Below are 17,858 nucleotides of genomic sequence, written 5' to 3'. Positions count from 1 at the left end.
CGCATTCCCTATATAACTCCAACCGGAAAAACCGCAAGATAAAGATACTTCTTTAATTGTGAACGGGGAAATAGAACTGTTATTTTTATAAAAATGCAATAGCTGAAGTAGGATGCTTAGATCGCAGATAGAGTGCATCGGTATTCTGTATCTGCTTCTTCCAGAGAAGATAAAATTACACATTAATCGTATATTTGTTTACAATATTCAAGAAAATTCCATTTCACACTATTTTATACCACACATTTATGAAGAAAACAATTGAAGATTTTATGAGTTTGGTGGAGCAGCGAAATGCTCACGAACCAGAGTTTATGCAAGCCGTCAGAGAAGTAGCCGAGGCGCTGATACCTTTTATCAAGGAGCAGGAGCTTTATTACGGTAAGAATATTTTGTTGAGAATGGCAGAGCCTGAACGCGTAATTATGTTTCGCGTGCCTTGGATGGACGATCGCGGAGAGATACAGGTGAATCGCGGATATCGCGTCGAGATGAACTCTGCCATAGGTCCGTACAAAGGCGGGTTGAGATTTCACCCTTCAGTAAATCTCAGTATTCTCAAGTTTTTAGCTTTCGAACAGGTGTTTAAAAACAGCCTTACCACACTTCCTATGGGAGGGGGTAAGGGAGGATCTGATTTCGATCCGAAAGGGAAGTCTGACAATGAGGTGATGCGGTTTTGCCACGCCTTTATGGCGGAGTTGTACCGCCATATCGGTGCAGATACCGATGTACCTGCCGGAGATATAGGCGTGGGTGCTCGCGAGATAGGCTATCTGTTTGGGCAATACAAAAAACTCAGAAACGAATTTACGGGGGTGCTTACCGGAAAAGGACTCTCCTATGGAGGGTCATTGATTCGTCCGGAAGCCACAGGTTATGGCACCGTCTACTTTGCACAGAGTATGCTTGAAACCCGAGGAGAGGGATTTAAAGGAAAAAAGGTTGTGATATCGGGCTCCGGGAATGTCGCACAATACGCAGCTGAAAAGGCGTTGGAGTTAGGAGCAAAAGTACTTACCTTATCCGATTCTTCGGGTTATATCTTTGACGCCGATGGGATTGATAAGGAAAAACTGGATTTTGTTTTAGAACTTAAAAACCTAAAAAGAGGAAGGATACGCGAGTATGTCGACAAATTTCCCAACGCTCGCTATGTGGCGGAAAAAACTCCATGGGGCGAACAGTGCGACATAGCATTGCCCTGTGCCACACAAAATGAGCTCAACGGAAAGGATGCCGAAACCCTGATAAAAAACGGTTGTATCTGCGTGGCAGAGGGCGCTAATATGCCCTCTACTCCAGAGGCGATGGACAGCTTTCATCAGGCACGTATATTATACGCACCCGGCAAGGCTTCAAATGCTGGAGGAGTTGCCGTATCCGGATTGGAGATGTCTCAAAATTCGCTCAGAATGAGCTGGTCTCGTGAAGAAGTGGATGAGAGACTGAAAGATATTATGCTGAATATCCACGATGCATGTATAAAATACGGCAAGATAGACGACCAATATATCGATTACGTCAAAGGAGCAAATATTGCCGGCTTTGTAAAAATAGCCGATGCCATGCTCGCTCAAGGCGTGGTATAGGCGAGATCGATGCAATACAAAAGAGGCTGCTCTTGTTTTGGGTAGCCTCTTTTAATTTCTATATATTGCCCACTGTCTTTTTAAGCCTTGTGTTACAAATACAATAAAATATCTCCACACAGTGATTTTTTTGTGATTGTTTTAAGTGATTATTCGCAAAAAGAGATGTTTTTGGTGTATTTTATCGCAAAAAAAGGTTGTTTTATCTATAAATTATCTATTTTTATGCACTCAAAAGAGAGTTAATTTTATGCAGATCTTTCCAAAGGAAATAATCGACAGCACTGTAGAAGCCCATCATTTTAGACTGCAAAACCGCAGCAAATTGATTTATGGCTTGATACTGTTGAGTATTTTGGGATTTCTGTTGTCACTTCCATTTATATATGTGGATGTGTACACTACTTCGAGAGGAATTATCAAACCGGAAATAGAGCGAACTCAGCTTACTCTCATCAATTCGGGAAAGGTCACTTTCAAAAATATGGCGAACAACCAGCGAGTGGAAAAGGGCGACACCTTGCTCGTTCTCAACAGTGAGCAGATAGATGATAAAATGTCGTTGTACCGTCAGCAAATCAGAGACAATCGCAATTTTGTACACGATCTTTCACTGCTGTCTGGAGGAGGGAATATCGCGGTATCCAGACTTAGCTCTGCAAAGTACAAGGCCAGTTATATGGAGTACAGGCAAAAGATAAATGAGCTGGAAACGCGACTCGAAACTACCCGAAGGGATTTTGAACGGCACAAGAGGTTACACGACCGAAAGGTGATTTCCAATGCCGAGTTTGAGACCAAGAAACTGGAATACGATATGGCGAAGAGTGATCTTCAAGGCTATAAAACACAGCAGCGTTACCAGTGGCAATCGGAGCACACCTCTCTTGTAAATACCCTTAAAGAGTTGGGTTCTGATTACAATCAGTACGCTTCCAACGACAAGAATTATGTGCTCACCGCTCCTGTGTCGGGCACGCTGTTGCGCGTGGCGGGAGTAGAAGAAGGAGGCTACATAAACTCCGGGGTAAATATCGGAGAGATTTCACCGGATACAGGTTTGCTGATAGAGTGTTATATAGCACCCTCCGACATAGGATTGGTGAGAGAATCGCAAACTGTCACCTATCAGATAGATGCCTTCAATTACAATCAGTGGGGCTTTGCTACCGGACAGATTGTAAGTATAGGGAACGATATAGAAAATATAGATGAAGAAACAGCGGCCTTTAAGGTCAGATGCAGCATTAATGAACAATACCTTCAACTAAAAAACGGTTTCAGGGGAAATCTGGGTAAAGGAATGACCCTGACCGCAAATTTTAAACTTACGGAAAGATCGCTTTTCGATCTGCTATACGATAAAGTGGATGATTGGCTAAATCCATCCAGGGCTTTGACAAACAACTGAACGACACCCCGTTTGTATTTTAACGTCTTAACCCCTTTGGATAATGAAGAATTTAAAAAATCTCGAGCGCTTGCAACAATTGCATCAATTGATAGCGAGAGAAGCTACAGGATCGCCGACACAACTTGCGCGCTTAATGCAAGTCAGTGAGCGAAAAGTGTACCAGTTGATAGAACAACTGAAGGATATAGAGGCTCCCGTTTCCTATAGCCGAGTTCACAAAACCTATTTTTACGAAGACGATTTTGATCTCAAGGTCACCGTTTCGGTAAGAGTACTCAGAGATAATGAGCTTACCGAAATTTTTGGAGGAAGCTATTTTCTGCCTTGCGACCCTCCAAAATTCAATTTGTTTGAACTTGTTTAAAAACTGCTGAACTACCACATTCCCCTCAGCTGGTGGTAATGTGGTTTTCCATTTTGGATTTCAAGCGTGAAAATCGGATTAACAGTGACAAAAGTTAGAGACTGCAAGGTTTGTGCAGTGAGCGCGGTTACCTTAGCAAAACAAAACACAATAGAAGTTTTCTGTGTTTTGAGCGTTGTGAGTTCGCTGTTTAAGCCGCTTGCATAACTGTTTTCTAAAAATCTAAACTTTTGTATAACTTAATTAAATCACAATCATGAAAAATCTAGAAAACTACGGAGTTCAGGAATTGAACGCACAAGAAATGAACGAAACTAACGGCGGACTTCTCGGAGGTTTGGACGGAGTTCTCGACTTGGTAACCGGAGTAGTAAACACCGTTGTAGGTGTTGTAGGTAGCGTAGTAAACGTTGTTACCGGACTTCTCGGAAGCCTTCTCGGAGGATTATAAGCCGATATTGGTACAAAAACCGGCCTGTTGTATAAAGAGGCCGGTTTTTTTTGTCAAAAAACACACCAAACTGCAAGGTTTGTGCAGTGAATACTGCTAAATTAGTGCTCGCTTAATACGGATATCGTGTTGATGCAGACCTTTCCAAACACCTTTCCACCCCCTATCCCGGAAGATTACAAAATTCCGGCGATCAGATTGACCAAAAATGAATATTGTTTAACCTAATTTTATTTATCATGAAAAATCTGAAAAACTATGGTGTTCAGGAATTGAATGCAAAAGAAATGAACGAAACCAATGGCGGACTTCTCGGAGGTCTGGACGGGGTACTCGATTTGGTAACAGGTATTGTAGGTACCGTAACCGGAATCGTTGGAGTAGTTGTAGGCCTTGTTGGCGGACTACTTGGTGGACTCCTCGGAGACCTGTAAATAGCACAAAAAAGGGTGTTGGAAACAACGCCCTTTTTTGTACAATTCCAAGCACTACCACAAATTGCGCAATACGGAAGCAGGAATGTCGGTCGCAGCGGCCGCAATCCTGATTTTTTGGCTATTGCTCATTGTCAGTGTTGTAGGCAAAAGTGAACAAGCTGTTTTTTATTAACCAATTAATGAATTATACTATGAAAAATCTGGAAAACTACGGAGTTAAAGAAATGAAAGCTTCAGAAATGGAGACCACCAATGGCGGATTGTCTATCGGAATCGGAATCGGAGGTGTTAGCGATTTTCTTGCGGGAGCACTCGGGCTTGTACTCGGTACCGTTACTGTAGCCGTTTCACTGGTTTCCGACTTGTTGAATAGTATTTCCATATCTGCTTCTGCAGAATAAGAAACATAACCATCAAGTGTATAAAAGCTGTTTCTCTATCGGGGAAACAGCTTTTTTAATACCTTAAATCATATAAACAAATGACTTTTAAATCTTTATCGTCATAAAAAGAACTGTTCTATTGTTGTAGTGAGGGGATTTTTGTAAAAACCTCCTTGTAAAGGAATAACTACACCAGAGTGATAGTATCGTTTACTGCAAGTTTTTTGCAGTGTAGACCATTACTTTGCGCCCTAAATTGAGGGAATACAAATGGCAAAGAAAAATACGATAATAAAACAACACGATATTACAGATTGTGGAGCGGCCTGCTTGGCATCGGTGTCGGCGCATTACAATCTTCAACTTCCCATTGCTCGCATTCGTCAATACGCCAGTACCGACAAGAAGGGAACCAATGTACTCGGATTGGTAGAAGCCGCTCAAAAACTGGGTTTTGAGGCCAAAGGAGTGCGAGGTGATATCGATAGCTTGTTTAAAATACCGAAACCAGCTATTGCCCATGTGGTGGTCAGAAAAGTGCTTCATCACTATGTTGTGATCTATGAGGTGACCAAAAAACACATCCTAATCATGGATCCGGGCGATGGAAAAATGTACAAGAAAACCCACGAGGAGTTTAAGGAAGAATGGACCGGGGTATTGGTGTTGCTTATGCCCGACGACAGTTTTTCCGAAGGCAATGAAAAAGTCTCTTCGATGAGGAGGTTTTGGTTTCTGCTTCGTCCCCACAGATTCGTATTGCTCCAGGCATTTTTTGGAGCACTTGTAGTTACTTTACTCGGTTTTTCGACATCTATTTACCTCGGTAAGATTACCGATTACGTGCTTACCGGAGGAAATACCCGCTTGCTCAATTTGCTCAGTGTGGTTATGCTTATACTATTGCTGTTGCAAATATTGGTAGGCGTGTTTAAAGACACTTTTCTCATCAAGACCGGGCAGCAGATCGACGCCCGCCTTATTCTCGGATACTACAAGCATTTACTGAAATTGCCACAGCAGTTTTTCGATACTATGAGAGTAGGAGAAATCATCTCTAGAATAAACGATGCTGTAAAAATACGAACCTTTATCAACGGGGTTGCTCTTAGCCTCACGGTAAATGTGCTTATCCTCCTTTTCTCTTTCGGGTTGATGTTTTTTTATTATTGGAAATTGGCTCTAATCATGTTGGCTATTATTCCCTTGTATATCGGTATATATTGGATGACCAACAGACTGAATAAAAAGGCGGAAAGAAAAGTGATGGAGCGTGCTGCAGACTTGGAAAGCCAGCTGGTGGAATCGCTCAACGCTGTAGGTACCATCAAGCGGTTTGGATTGGAGTCCTTTGCCAATATCAAAACAGAAGCTCGCTTTATAAACCTTCTAAACGTAGGTTATAAATCGGCTCTCAATACAGTTTTTTCGACTACTTCTTCCTCCTTTGTATCCCAACTCTTCACTATTATTTTGCTGTGGAGTGGATCGTATTTTGTTATAGACAGAGAAATCACTCCTGGAGAATTACTTTCTTTTTATGCAATTATCGGGTATTTTACAGGACCGGTGGCTCAACTTGTAGACGCCAACAAGCAGATACAGAATGCCTGGATTGCAGCCGATCGTCTGTTTGAGATTATGGATTTGGAAAGAGAAGAACAGGATGATAAAATAAAACTCAACGCAGAAAAAACGGGCGATATAGTTTTTAAAAATGTGTTTTTTAGGTATGGAACAAGAGTGGAGGTATTCAAGGATTTTTCACTCGATATTCCCAAAGGAAAAATTACCGCAGTAATAGGGGAGAGCGGTTCGGGAAAATCTACGCTTATTTCGCTGTTGCAAAACATATATCCCATACAAAAAGGCAAGATTACAATAGGCGAGTACGATTTGAAATACATCGAAAATACCAGCCTTAGAGACATTGTAGGGGTAGTGCCTCAAAAAATAGATCTTTTCGGAGGTAATGTGGTCGAAAATATAGCCGTAGGAGAATTTCAGCCGGATATGGAAAAGATTATGGAGATCTGTAAAAGCATTGGGATACTGTCATTTATCGAAAACCTGCCCAATGGTTTTGCCACCTATCTCGGAGAAAATGGAGCGGCACTTTCGGGCGGACAAAAACAGCGTATAGCTATCGCAAGAGCCTTGTACAAAGAGCCGGAAATACTGGTGTTGGACGAGGCTACCTCTTCTCTAGACAGTACCTCTGAAAGTTTTGTGCAAAAGACGATAGCCGGACTTCGAGAGCGAGAAAAGACTATAGTTGTCATCGCACATCGCTTGAGTACAGTGGTCAATGCCGATAAAATCGTCGTGCTAGACAAGGGTGAGGTTATTGAGGAAGGTAATCACCGACAGTTGTACGACAGCAAGGGGCATTACTACAAACTGTGGCAGCAACAGATGCCCGATTTTAAGGTGTAGGCTCTTAGAATGGGTTAAAATCCTTAGGTTTGTATCGAAATTCTCCTTAAAATCGTCTTTATGCTTGTCACTACCAAGGCCCTAGTATTATCGACTGTAAAATACGGTGATAGCAGCTTGATAGCAAGGTGTTTTACAGAACATTACGGGCTACAATCGTACCTGCTTAGGGGAGTATTGTCTTCGCGCAAAGGCAAGCTTAAAAAAGCTCATTTTTTACCGCTTACACAGCTGGAGATTACAGCAGCTCACAGAGGTAAAGGCTCGTTGGAATACATTCGTGAGGCACGTATTTATTCCCCTTATGCCACTGTGCATACCGATGTGATCAAAAATACTATGGTGTTGTTTTTAGCTGAGGTGCTGAGTCAGAGTGTTCAGGAGGAAGAAAAGAACGCTCCAATGTATCGCTATATCGAAGAAGGTTTGCAGTGGCTAGACAGTACAACAGGAAACCCCAATTTTCACTTGCTTTTTTTGCTGGGGCTCACTCGCTTTCTCGGGTTTTATCCCGACACTACTGCGGCTCATTTACCTTATTTTGACTTGTTGGAAGGAGGCTTTTCTTCTCATACGGGATACGGTCCCTCAGTTTACGGAGAAACGCTCGACTGTTTTCGCAAGCTGGTAGACGCAGATTTTGATGAACTCGACCAGATCAAGATGAGCAAGCAGCAGCGAAGAGAGCAGTTGGATACCATTGTGACCTATTTTGAATTACACCTTACCGGCTTTCGCAAGCCTAAATCGTTGGAAGTGCTCTATGAAGTGTTTGGGAGATAAGAGTGTTTTTTGCTTCTACAAACGGGAAAACCCCCAATATTTACCATATGTAGCCCTTTACAATTCGTTGAAAATGATTAATTTCGCAATCTTAAAAAGCGACAAGGAGATTGACCTATGAAATTTACCGAGTACAAAGGACTTGAACTGCCCCGCTTGGCAGAAGAAACCCTGGAATATTGGGAAGCAAATCATATTTTTGAAAAAAGTATAAGTTCACGTGAGGGACAAAAACCTTTTGTGTTCTACGAAGGGCCGCCTTCTGCCAACGGATTGCCTGGTATACACCACGTTATGGCGCGTGCAATCAAGGATATTTTTTGTCGTTATAAAACCCAAAAAGGCTACCAGGTAAAACGCAAAGCGGGATGGGATACCCATGGTCTTCCGGTAGAGCTTGGAGTGGAAAAAGAACTCGGAATCACCAAGGAAGATATCGGTAAAAAAATATCGGTAGAAGACTACAACAAAGCCTGTAAGGAGGCCGTGATGCGCTATACCGATATATGGAATGATCTCACCAAAAAAATGGGGTATTGGGTAGATATGGAACATCCGTATATCACCTATAAGTCCAAGTACATGGAAAGTGTATGGTGGTTGTTAAAACAGATCTACGACAAAGGCCTCATCTACAAAGGGTATACCATTCAGCCCTATTCTCCCAAGGCCGGAACTGGTCTTAGTTCGCACGAAATAAATCAGCCGGGCAGTTACAGAGACGTAACCGATACAACAGTGGTAGCGCAATTCAAAGCGCGAGAGGAAAGCCTGCCCGATTTTCTGAAAGGCTATGGTAATGTCCACCTGCTGGCATGGACCACTACACCTTGGACTTTGCCTTCCAATACGGCACTTACCGTAGGAGCTGCAATAGATTATGTGCTGGTAAAAACCTTTAATCAATACACTTTTGAACCCGTAAATGTAGTGTTGGCCAAAAACCTGGTAAACAGTGTCTTTTCCGGTAAATACTACGCTGCGGAAAGTGATGAAGACTTTGAGAACTACAGCTCAGAACAGAAAAAAATACCTTATAGCATACTCGTTGAGAGCAAGGGTTCTGATTTGGTGGGAATTAAATACGAACAACTGCTGCAGTATGCCCAGCCTTATCAGCATCCCGAGAATGCTTTTAGAGTGATTCAGGGAGATTTTGTAACTACCGAAGACGGTACCGGTATAGTGCATACGGCGCCCACCTTCGGTGCCGACGATGCCAAGGTAGCTCGGGAAGCCTCTCCTGAGATCCCCCCCATGCTGGTTCTCGATGAAAACGATACCCCTGTTCCTCTGGTAGATTTACAAGGGCGTTTTAGAGAAGAGCTACCGGAAATAGGAGGGAAGTACGTTAAAAACGAATACTACAACGACAGCGAGGCACCGAAGAGATCGGTTGATGTCGAGATTGCTATAAAACTCAAAGAAGAGAACAAGGCCTTTAAGGTAGAGAAATACGTGCACAGCTATCCGCATTGTTGGAGAACGGATAAGCCAGTATTGTACTATCCGCTCGATTCTTGGTTTATAAAGGTAACGGAGATTAAAGACCGCATGTTCGATTTGAATACTACCATCAATTGGAAGCCTAAAGCTACCGGTGAAGGGCGTTTCGGAAACTGGCTGCAGAATGCCAACGACTGGAACCTTTCCCGTTCCAGATTTTGGGGGATACCACTGCCTATATGGCGTACGGAAGACGGTCGTGAAGAAAAAATCATAGGCTCTGTAGAAGAGCTCAAGGCAGAAATGGCAAAAGCTGTAGCGGCAGGTGTCATGGAACAGGATATTTTTGCCGATTTTGTTCCCGGAGATATGAGTGAAGAGAACTACGACAAGGTAGATCTGCACAAAAATGTGGTAGATCGCATTGTGCTAGTCTCTCCGTCAGGCAAACCTATGCAGCGCGAATCAGACCTGATAGATGTGTGGTTCGACAGTGGGTCTATGCCTTATGCACAATGGCATTACCCCTTTGAAAACCGCGATATGATAGACAGCGGAGCCGCATTTCCTGCCGATTATATCGCCGAGGGAGTCGACCAAACCAGGGGGTGGTTTTACACCCTCCACGCCATCGGCACTATGGTATTCGATTCGGTGGCCTATCGCAATGTGGTGTCAAACGGACTGGTGCTCGACAAGAACGGGCAAAAGATGTCTAAAAGACTTGGGAATGCCGTAGATCCTTTTACTACTCTGAAGGAGCACGGACCCGACGCTACGCGTTGGTATATGATAAGCAATGCCAATCCTTGGGATAATCTGAAGTTTGACAGTGAGGGAATTACCGAGGTGAGGAGAAAATTTTTCGGCACGCTTTACAACACCTATTCTTTTTTTAGCCTGTATGCCAATATAGACGGCTTTACCTATGCTGAACCAGAGACACCGCTGGAAGAACGACCGGAGATAGACCGTTGGATACTATCTGAACTCCATACGTTGATAAAGAAAGTGGACGATTTCTACGCCGATTACGAGCCCACGAGAGCAGCCAGAGCTATTTCCGATTTTACTCAAGAATACCTGAGCAACTGGTTTGTAAGACTGAGCAGAAGGCGTTTTTGGAAAGGAGAATACGGACAAGACAAGATTTCGGCATATCAGACGTTATACACTTGTCTGGAAGTAATTGCCAGACTGGGTGCTCCCATTGCCCCGTTCTATATGGATAGTTTGTACCGCGATTTGGTGAGTGTAACAGGTAAGGGAAATGCAGAAAGTGTGCACCTGGCAGATTTTCCGGAATTTGACTCGGCTGTTATAAATAAATCTCTGGAGCGTAAAATGGAGAAAGCACAGCTTGTATCGTCGTTGGTGCTATCCCTTCGCAAAAGAGAAAATATACGGGTGAGACAGCCCCTGCAGAAGATTATGATTCCGGTATTGGACGTGCAGTCTAAAGAAGAAATAGTCGCGGTGGCCGACCTGATAAAATCAGAAGTGAACGTAAAAGAGGTAGAGTTGTTAGACGATGCTTCCGGAGTGTTGGTAAAACAGATAAAACCCAACTTCAAAAAGCTGGGACCTCGATTTGGTAAGGATATGAAATTGGTTTCCAATGCTGTACAGCAGTTTTCTCAAGAAGACATCAAAAAAATAGAGCAAAACGGCAGTATAGAAGTGGAAATTAACGGAAAAAGCGTTACTTTAGTTAGCGATGAAGTAGAGATATCTTCACAAGATATAGAAGGATGGCTAGTAGCGACATCGAACGGACTAACGGTGGCACTGGACGTTACAATAACTGAGGAATTGCGCAATGAAGGTGTGGCGAGAGAATTGGTAAACAGAATCCAGAACTTCCGAAAAGATTCCGGCTTTGACGTGACCGACAAGATAGATGTTCAACTTCAAAGAGATGGTTTTGTAGAACAAGCTGTGACGAGTAATATAGATTACATCAAGACAGAAACCCTGGCAGCAAAACTCGATTTTGAAGATCATCTGGAAAGTGGAACCGAAGTTTCTTTCGACGATGTGAATACCAAATTGTACATTAAAAAACATTAATGCTATGAATTCAGATGTTAAAGTAAGATATTCAGACAAGGAACTGGAAGAGTTTAGAGAATTGATAGAGGCCAAGATTGAAAAGGCTCAGAACGACTTAGATCTTATAAGAAGTGCGTATATGAATGACGGGAATAACGGTACAGACGATACCTCTCCCACATTCAAGGCTTTTGAAGAGGGATCGGAGACTATGAGTAAGGAAGCTAATACTCAATTGGCTATCAGACAGGAAAAGTTTATTCGGGACCTGAAGAATGCTTTGGTGCGTATTGAAAACAAGACTTATGGGATATGCCGCGTTACCGGAAAGCTCATCAATAAAGAACGCCTTAAGCTGGTTCCTCACGCTACATTGAGTATTGAGGCCAAAAATATGCAGAAGAGTTGATGGTTTTCGCATTAGAGAATGGTTTCTATTTCTGAACGAAACTATATAAAACCTGTCGCTGTTTTCGGTGGTGACAGGTTTTCTTTTAAGGTGTTGGAAAACAGATAATATTTGTATTTTTGGAACTTTCCGAAATAAGCGGAAAGCCAAAAGACATCAGGTCGCTCAGGCGACTGTATTTTGAAAGCGAAAATATGTCACTGAAAAAAGCCGTATTTATTATATTTCTAGTCGTTCTTGTAGATCAGATCAGCAAGATTTATATCAAGACTCACTTTACATTGGGCGAGTCTGTAACCGTTTTTAGCTGGTTTAAAATTCTCTTTATAGAAAATGAGGGTGCGGCTTGGGGTACAAAACTGAGTGATATTATCCCCTTTATTTCAGACGAAACAGGAAAAATGGCACTTACCATTTTTAGGTTGTTGGCTATATGTGGAATAGGCTACTGGCTTCGAGACGCCGTGATGAAAAACGGCTCCAAAATACTGATTATTTCTATCGCACTTATCTTTGCCGGAGCTTTTGGCAATATTATAGACTCTGTTTTTTACGGTGTGATTTTCGACCATAGTTATCACCAGGTTGCTACGGTGTTTGCCGACGAGCCTTATGGAAGCCTTTTCCACGGGAAAGTAGTCGATATGCTGTATTTTCCGATGATAGACACCACATGGCCGGAATGGATTCCCGGTGTGGGAGGTAATAGTTTTCGTTTCTTCGAGCCGGTGTTCAACCTGGCCGATTCCGCCATTAGTGTAGGTGTGGGAATACTGTTGGTGTTCCACAAGAAGGCCTTCCCAAAACCAGAGGAAGCTCAGGAAAAAGAATAGACTTTTTCGGGGGTAATACAGTAATCCAAAGCGATATCGTTGGGGTCTGTATCGCCTATAGCCGGTTCTGCTTCGTAAAAAGACAGCCCTATCTTAAGCGTGTCTGTTCGGCATTCTGCGAGAAAGCGATCGTAAAACCCCTTGCCATAACCCACTCGGTTTCCAGATTCGTCAAAAGCCAATAGAGGAACAAATACCACATCGATTTCTGAAGGAGGTACTCTCAGTCCGTTTTCAGGTTCGGGGATACCCCATTGGTTGACGCGAATCACTGTATTGTCGGTGAGTAGATGATGCGTCATAAGACCAGTCTTGAAGTCACTTCTTGACAACACTATTTCCTTGTCTTTTCCCTGAAGTATGCTCAATAGAAAAGAGGTGTCTGTTTCTCGCTGTTTTTCAATGGGGAGAAAAATATGATAATAAGTACGATTCCAGATATCCAGCGATAGCGCTCTGTTGGCAATATCGATACTGAGGTTGTCTACAGCTTCAGGAGTCAGTTGTTCCCGAAGCTGTCTGTATTTTTTACGCAGGTCTCTTTTGTTCATCTAATATTAATATCCGCGTTTTTTACGCTGTCCCGGAGCATAGTGTTTTGCACTTTTGTCACCGGTCATTTTTTTCATCTGTCCAGGGGGAATCTCTCCTTTGCCATTGGTGTGAATCCTGTGGCCGTTTCCTCTGTGTATCACTCCGCAGGAGGTGACAAATGCGGCGAGTAATAACATCAGGAGAATAAATTTCAAACTTTTCATAATCAAAGTATTTATGTGTGTTGTAGTTTTTATAACGAAAAACAACAACACAGAGTGTACACAAATATACTGTAAAAACCGTGCCATACTTTTTAACGGTCACACAAAACCACAGCTAGTTTCCGGGTAGAGAGCGGGAAAAGATGGGTGGTAAACCAAAAAATCTGTAATTTCGCCCTATGGCCGATACCGCGATAGACATATTGCTCCAAACACTTCCCGACAATCCCGGGGTGTATCAGTTTTACGATAAAGACGGGAAAATATTGTATGTGGGGAAGGCCAAAAATCTCAAGAAAAGGGTGTCTTCCTATTTTCATAAACACCACGATTACGGAAAGACCAGGGTGCTGGTAAAAAAAATTGCCGATATAAAGCATATTGTGGTGCCTACAGAGACCGACGCCTTATTGCTGGAAAACAATCTCATCAAAAAATACCAACCTAGGTATAATGTATTGCTTAAGGACGACAAGTCCTATCCTTGGATTTGTATTAAAAAAGAGCGTTTTCCACGTATATTCTCTACACGTAGAGTGGTGCGCGACGGTTCGGAATACTTCGGCCCCTATACCAATATGAAGACGATCCGCACTCTGCTCGACCTCATAAAAGGACTATACCCGTTGCGTACCTGTAATTACGACCTATCCAAATCCAAGGTCGATGCTGGCAAATACAAAGTGTGCCTGGAGTATCACCTAGGAAACTGCAAGGGACCCTGTGAGGGCTACCAGTCGGAAGAGGAATACAACGCTCAGGTGAAGGCTATTCGCGAGATTATCAAGGGAAACTTCAAAGATTCGCTGCAGGAATTCAGAAAGCAGATGAAGGCTTATGCGGAAGAAATGCGGTTTGAAGATGCTCAGAAGATGAAAGAACGGATAGAGGTACTCGAAAATTATCAGGCGAGGTCTACCATAGTTAATCCGAAAATTAGCAATGTGGATGTGTTTACTGTGGTGTCGGACGACAGTTATGCCTACGTCAATTTTTTACAACTGTCTTACGGATCTATTATCCGCGCTCATACCGTAGAGATGAAAAAAAAGCTGGACGAATCGGATGCGCAATTACTCGAACTGGCTATCACCGAACTCCGACAGCGGTTTCATTCGCTTTCCCGTGAGATATACCTGCCCTTTGAGGTAGAAGTCCCGGAAGGGATAAAAGTGACTATCCCGAAACTAGGAGATAAAAAGCGCCTTTTGGAACTCTCGGAACGCAATGCGAAATTCTACAGACAGGAACGCTTCAAACAGGTGAAGATTACCGATCCCGACCGCCATGTAAAACGCATTATGGAGCAGATGAAAAAAGATCTGCGGTTGAGTGTAGAACCTAGACATATAGAATGTTTTGACAACTCGAATATACAGGGAACCAATCCCGTGGCAGCCTGCGTGGTGTTTAAAGATGGCAAACCGAGTAAGAAAGACTATCGCCACTTCAATATCAAGACCGTAGAAGGTCCGGACGACTTTGCTTCTATGGAAGAAGTGGTTTTCCGAAGATATAAAAGGTTGATAACAGAAGGAGAACCCCTGCCACAACTCATTGTAATCGATGGTGGTAAGGGGCAGTTATCTTCTGCGCTAAAGAGTATAGAAGTACTCGGATTGAGGGGCAAGGTCGCTATTGTAGGGATTGCCAAGAGATTGGAAGAGATCTATTATCCCGGGGATTCCGTCCCCCTCTACCTCGACAAAAAGTCGGAAACTCTTAAGATTATTCAGCATCTCAGGAACGAAGCGCATCGCTTCGGAATCACCTTTCACCGAAACAAACGCAGCAAGGCTGCTATAGATAGCGAACTGACCAATATTGAGGGAATAGGGCAAAAGACCGCAGAAGAGCTGCTAAAAGTATTCCGATCGGTGCGAAGAGTAAAAGATGCTGGAGTAGAGGCTATTGCCGAGGTGGTGGGCTTGTCTAAAGCTCAAAAGGTTTACCGTTATTTTCACTCGAATGTAGCTGATGGGCCTTATGAAAAATAAAGTGAAAGTTTTCTGTAGACTCCTTGCCCGAACGAATGTTATTTGGTAATTTCAACACATCTGTTTACCTAATATCTGCTGTGATGAAAAAACACATATACCTGTTTTTGTGGTGTTGCTGTACACTTGTGATGCAGACCTATGCTCAACAGGATTCGGAGGAGGATATCAAGGTAGGTCTTGTACTCAGCGGTGGAGGAGCCAAGGGGCTAGCACATATAGGAGTGCTGAAAGCCATCGAAGAAGCCGGTGTGCGAATCGATTATATAGGAGGTACCAGTATGGGGGGGATTGTAGGTGCGCTCTATGCCTCGGGATACAGTGCAGAACAGCTCGATTCTATTTTTAGAGTGGTCGATTTTAGCGAACTGATTCAAGATAACCTTCCGAGATCGGCAAGAACCTTTTATGAGAAGAAAAATTATGAACGCTATGCACTGACTCTCCCCTTTGATAAGTTTAAGGTGTCTTTCCCTAGAGCCCTATCCAAAGGACAAAACATATACAACCTCTTAGTAAAACTGCTGTATCACGTCAATGATGTGGAGGATTTCGACAAGCTTCCCATTCCGTTTTTCTGTATTGCCACCAATGTAGAAACAGGCGAGGCTGTAAAGCTCGATAAAGGGTATCTCCCAGAGGCGATCTTAGCTAGCGGGGCTTTTCCCTCTCTCTTTAATCCGGTCGATATAGAAGGGAAAGTACTCATAGACGGAGGAGTGGTAAACAACTATCCTATCGAAGAATTGAAAGCACTCGGGGCTGATAAAATAATAGGTGTGGATGTCCAGGATCCTCTGGCAGATCGCGATCAGTTGAACTCTGCAATGGATATTCTTTTTCAGATTAATAACTATCGTACGGTAAACGATATGAAGTTTAAAAAAGAAGAAACCGATGTGTATATCAAACCCGATATCGAAGGATTTTCGGTGGTGTCGTTTGACAAGGGGCAGGTGATTATTGCCAATGGAGAGAAGGCAGGGCGTGAGCAAATGGCAGAACTGGAAGCTTTGGCTCGGATGCAGAAAAAACAGTATACCCCCTTTCACGTTCCGGTTAGAGACAGTATTGATATAGCCGGATTGGTACTTCAAGGGAACGACCGGTATTCCAGAGCATATATCAAGGGGAAACTGAGATTCACCACCTCCGGAAAGGTGTCTTTTGAGAAATTTGACCAAGGCTTGGCCAATCTATCAGCTACTAAAAACTTTGAAAGTATACGATATAGGTTTCTCAAAGAGGGAGACGATGAGAAACGCACTATGTATATGACCTTGAAGGAGAGTAAAAATAAAATGTTGCTCCGTTTCGGATTGCACTACGATGCGCTTTATAAAAGTGGAGCCTTGGTAAACTTGACCAAAAAACAGTTCCTTTTTGACGATGATGTGTTGTCTCTCGATGTGGTTCTGGGGGATAATTTTAGGTATAATCTCGATTATTTTATCGACAAAGGCTTGTACTGGAGTGTAGGGATACGTTCTACCTATCATCGGTTTGATGCCGATGTGGCTCTAGAAAACCTACCTGAAGGGGAAAGTGAACAATGGGCAGGAATCAATCAGATCGGAGCTAATTTCTCCGATATGACCAATCAGGTCTATCTGCAAACGGTGTTTAGAGAAGAGTTTTCGGTAGGGGCTGGACTGGAGTACAAACACCTGAAGATGGAGTCAAAGACGGTTTCAGATGCCAGTAACGGAAGAAAAACTACTTTCGACAATAGCGATTATTTCAGTCTTTATGGCTTTGCTAAGTTGGATACCTACGACAATCGCTATTTCCCTAAAAAAGGACTGTATTTTGACGGCGATTTTCACTTTTATTTTGCTTCTTCTGATTACCAGGGCAACTTCAGTGAGTTTTCTATTGGAAAGGCAAATGCCGGTTGGGCAACTCCGCTAATCGGGCGTTATTTAAGTTTAAATACCACAGTGGGTGCCGGAACTGTTTTTGGGGAGACTTACGCCGACGGATTGAGTTTTATTCTAGGGGGTTACGGAAATAGTCTGATTAATAATTTCACTCCCTTTCTCGGTTATCATTTTATGAGTTTCGGAGGGAATAGCTATATCAAGGCCGCAGCAACCCTAGATCTTGAGTTTATCAAGAAAAACCACTTGAATTTTACCGTCAATATGGCCAATGTAGGGGAAGATATATTTTCTAGAGGACACTGGTTTGAAAAACCTGCCTATACAGGTTATGCCGTGGGATATGGACTCGAAACTTTTTTAGGCCCCATAGAGTTGAAATACTCCTGGTCGCCAGAGCGAGGTAAAGGCCTCTGGTTCTTCAACCTCGGGTTTTGGTTTTAGTTGGTTAGTTCGTGGATCTTAGTTCGTAGTTGGTAGTGTGACCTTGCCTGAATAAGCTTGCCTTTTTTCAGGTTAATAATTAATGATTACTGTTGGTCTTTCTTTTGGGGCGCGCCCCAAAAGAAAAGTTTCAAATTCTTCTGGTTTCATATTTTTTAGTGAACCATGTGGTCGTTGTG

General features: G+C 43.0%; 15 protein-coding genes. 13 read left to right on the top strand and 2 right to left on the bottom strand.

The window, feature by feature from the left end; genetic code table 11:
- The first annotated feature begins 248 nt into the window (after window positions 1-248).
- From gdhA to ACYZZR_RS09805, 11 genes are all read left to right on the top strand, one after another.
- Complete coding sequence (gene gdhA, locus ACYZZR_RS09855) at window positions 249-1,592, top strand: NADP-specific glutamate dehydrogenase (protein WP_461533836.1); 1,344 nt, start codon at window positions 249-251, stop codon at window positions 1,590-1,592.
- A gap of 250 nt (window positions 1,593-1,842) precedes the next feature.
- Window positions 1,843-3,003 (top strand): HlyD family secretion protein, encoded by a 1,161-nt coding sequence (locus tag ACYZZR_RS09850; RefSeq protein ID WP_461533835.1) that lies wholly within the window; start codon window positions 1,843-1,845, stop codon window positions 3,001-3,003.
- A gap of 43 nt (window positions 3,004-3,046) precedes the next feature.
- Complete coding sequence (locus ACYZZR_RS09845) at window positions 3,047-3,370, top strand: HTH domain-containing protein (RefSeq protein WP_461533834.1); 324 nt, start codon at window positions 3,047-3,049, stop codon at window positions 3,368-3,370.
- A gap of 256 nt (window positions 3,371-3,626) precedes the next feature.
- Window positions 3,627-3,821, top strand: coding sequence for a hypothetical protein (locus tag ACYZZR_RS09840; RefSeq protein WP_461533833.1), 195 nt, complete (start codon window positions 3,627-3,629; stop codon window positions 3,819-3,821).
- A gap of 239 nt (window positions 3,822-4,060) precedes the next feature.
- Window positions 4,061-4,255 carry a hypothetical protein gene (locus tag ACYZZR_RS09835; RefSeq protein WP_461533832.1) on the top strand — a complete coding sequence of 65 codons (195 nt, stop codon included), beginning with the start codon at window positions 4,061-4,063 and terminating at the stop codon, window positions 4,253-4,255.
- 194 nt (window positions 4,256-4,449) lie between these two features.
- Complete coding sequence (locus ACYZZR_RS09830; protein WP_461533831.1) at window positions 4,450-4,659, top strand: hypothetical protein; 210 nt, start codon at window positions 4,450-4,452, stop codon at window positions 4,657-4,659.
- A gap of 252 nt (window positions 4,660-4,911) precedes the next feature.
- Window positions 4,912-7,077 (top strand): peptidase domain-containing ABC transporter, encoded by a 2,166-nt coding sequence (locus tag ACYZZR_RS09825; RefSeq protein WP_461533830.1) that lies wholly within the window; start codon window positions 4,912-4,914, stop codon window positions 7,075-7,077.
- 60 nt (window positions 7,078-7,137) lie between these two features.
- A complete protein-coding gene (recO, locus tag ACYZZR_RS09820; protein ID WP_461533829.1) occupies window positions 7,138-7,860 on the top strand; it encodes a DNA repair protein RecO in 723 nt (240 codons plus the stop codon).
- 117 nt (window positions 7,861-7,977) lie between these two features.
- Window positions 7,978-11,376 (top strand): isoleucine--tRNA ligase, encoded by a 3,399-nt coding sequence (gene ileS, locus ACYZZR_RS09815; protein ID WP_461533828.1) that lies wholly within the window; start codon window positions 7,978-7,980, stop codon window positions 11,374-11,376.
- Window positions 11,377-11,380: 4 nt separating this feature from the next.
- Entirely contained in the window at window positions 11,381-11,767 is a 387-nt protein-coding gene (locus ACYZZR_RS09810; RefSeq protein ID WP_461533827.1) for a TraR/DksA family transcriptional regulator, read from the top strand.
- 194 nt (window positions 11,768-11,961) lie between these two features.
- Window positions 11,962-12,600 (top strand): lipoprotein signal peptidase, encoded by a 639-nt coding sequence (locus ACYZZR_RS09805; RefSeq protein ID WP_461533873.1) that lies wholly within the window; start codon window positions 11,962-11,964, stop codon window positions 12,598-12,600.
- Here the strand turns inward: ACYZZR_RS09805 and ACYZZR_RS09800 are convergent.
- Entirely contained in the window at window positions 12,585-13,151 is a 567-nt protein-coding gene (locus tag ACYZZR_RS09800) for a 5-formyltetrahydrofolate cyclo-ligase (protein ID WP_461533826.1), read from the bottom strand. The two genes, ACYZZR_RS09805 and ACYZZR_RS09800, sit on opposite strands and share 16 nt — an antisense overlap.
- A 6-nt stretch (window positions 13,152-13,157) precedes the next feature.
- Window positions 13,158-13,358 carry a hypothetical protein gene (locus ACYZZR_RS09795; RefSeq protein ID WP_461533825.1) on the bottom strand — a complete coding sequence of 67 codons (201 nt, stop codon included), beginning with the start codon at window positions 13,356-13,358 and terminating at the stop codon, window positions 13,158-13,160.
- Window positions 13,359-13,537: 179 nt separating this feature from the next.
- On the opposite strand from ACYZZR_RS09795, the gene uvrC reads away from it, so the two are divergent.
- Window positions 13,538-15,355 carry an excinuclease ABC subunit UvrC gene (gene uvrC, locus ACYZZR_RS09790; RefSeq protein ID WP_461533824.1) on the top strand — a complete coding sequence of 606 codons (1,818 nt, stop codon included), beginning with the start codon at window positions 13,538-13,540 and terminating at the stop codon, window positions 15,353-15,355.
- A gap of 83 nt (window positions 15,356-15,438) precedes the next feature.
- Window positions 15,439-17,679, top strand: a complete 2,241-nt coding sequence (locus ACYZZR_RS09785) for a patatin-like phospholipase family protein (RefSeq protein ID WP_461533823.1) — start codon at window positions 15,439-15,441, stop codon at window positions 17,677-17,679.
- Window positions 17,680-17,858: the final 179 nt, after the last annotated feature.

It is taken from the genome of Sinomicrobium sp., from assembly GCA_029266035.1.
Classification (GTDB): domain Bacteria; phylum Bacteroidota; class Bacteroidia; order Flavobacteriales; family Flavobacteriaceae; genus Sinomicrobium.
This window is presented reverse-complemented; position numbering and strand designations above follow the sequence as displayed.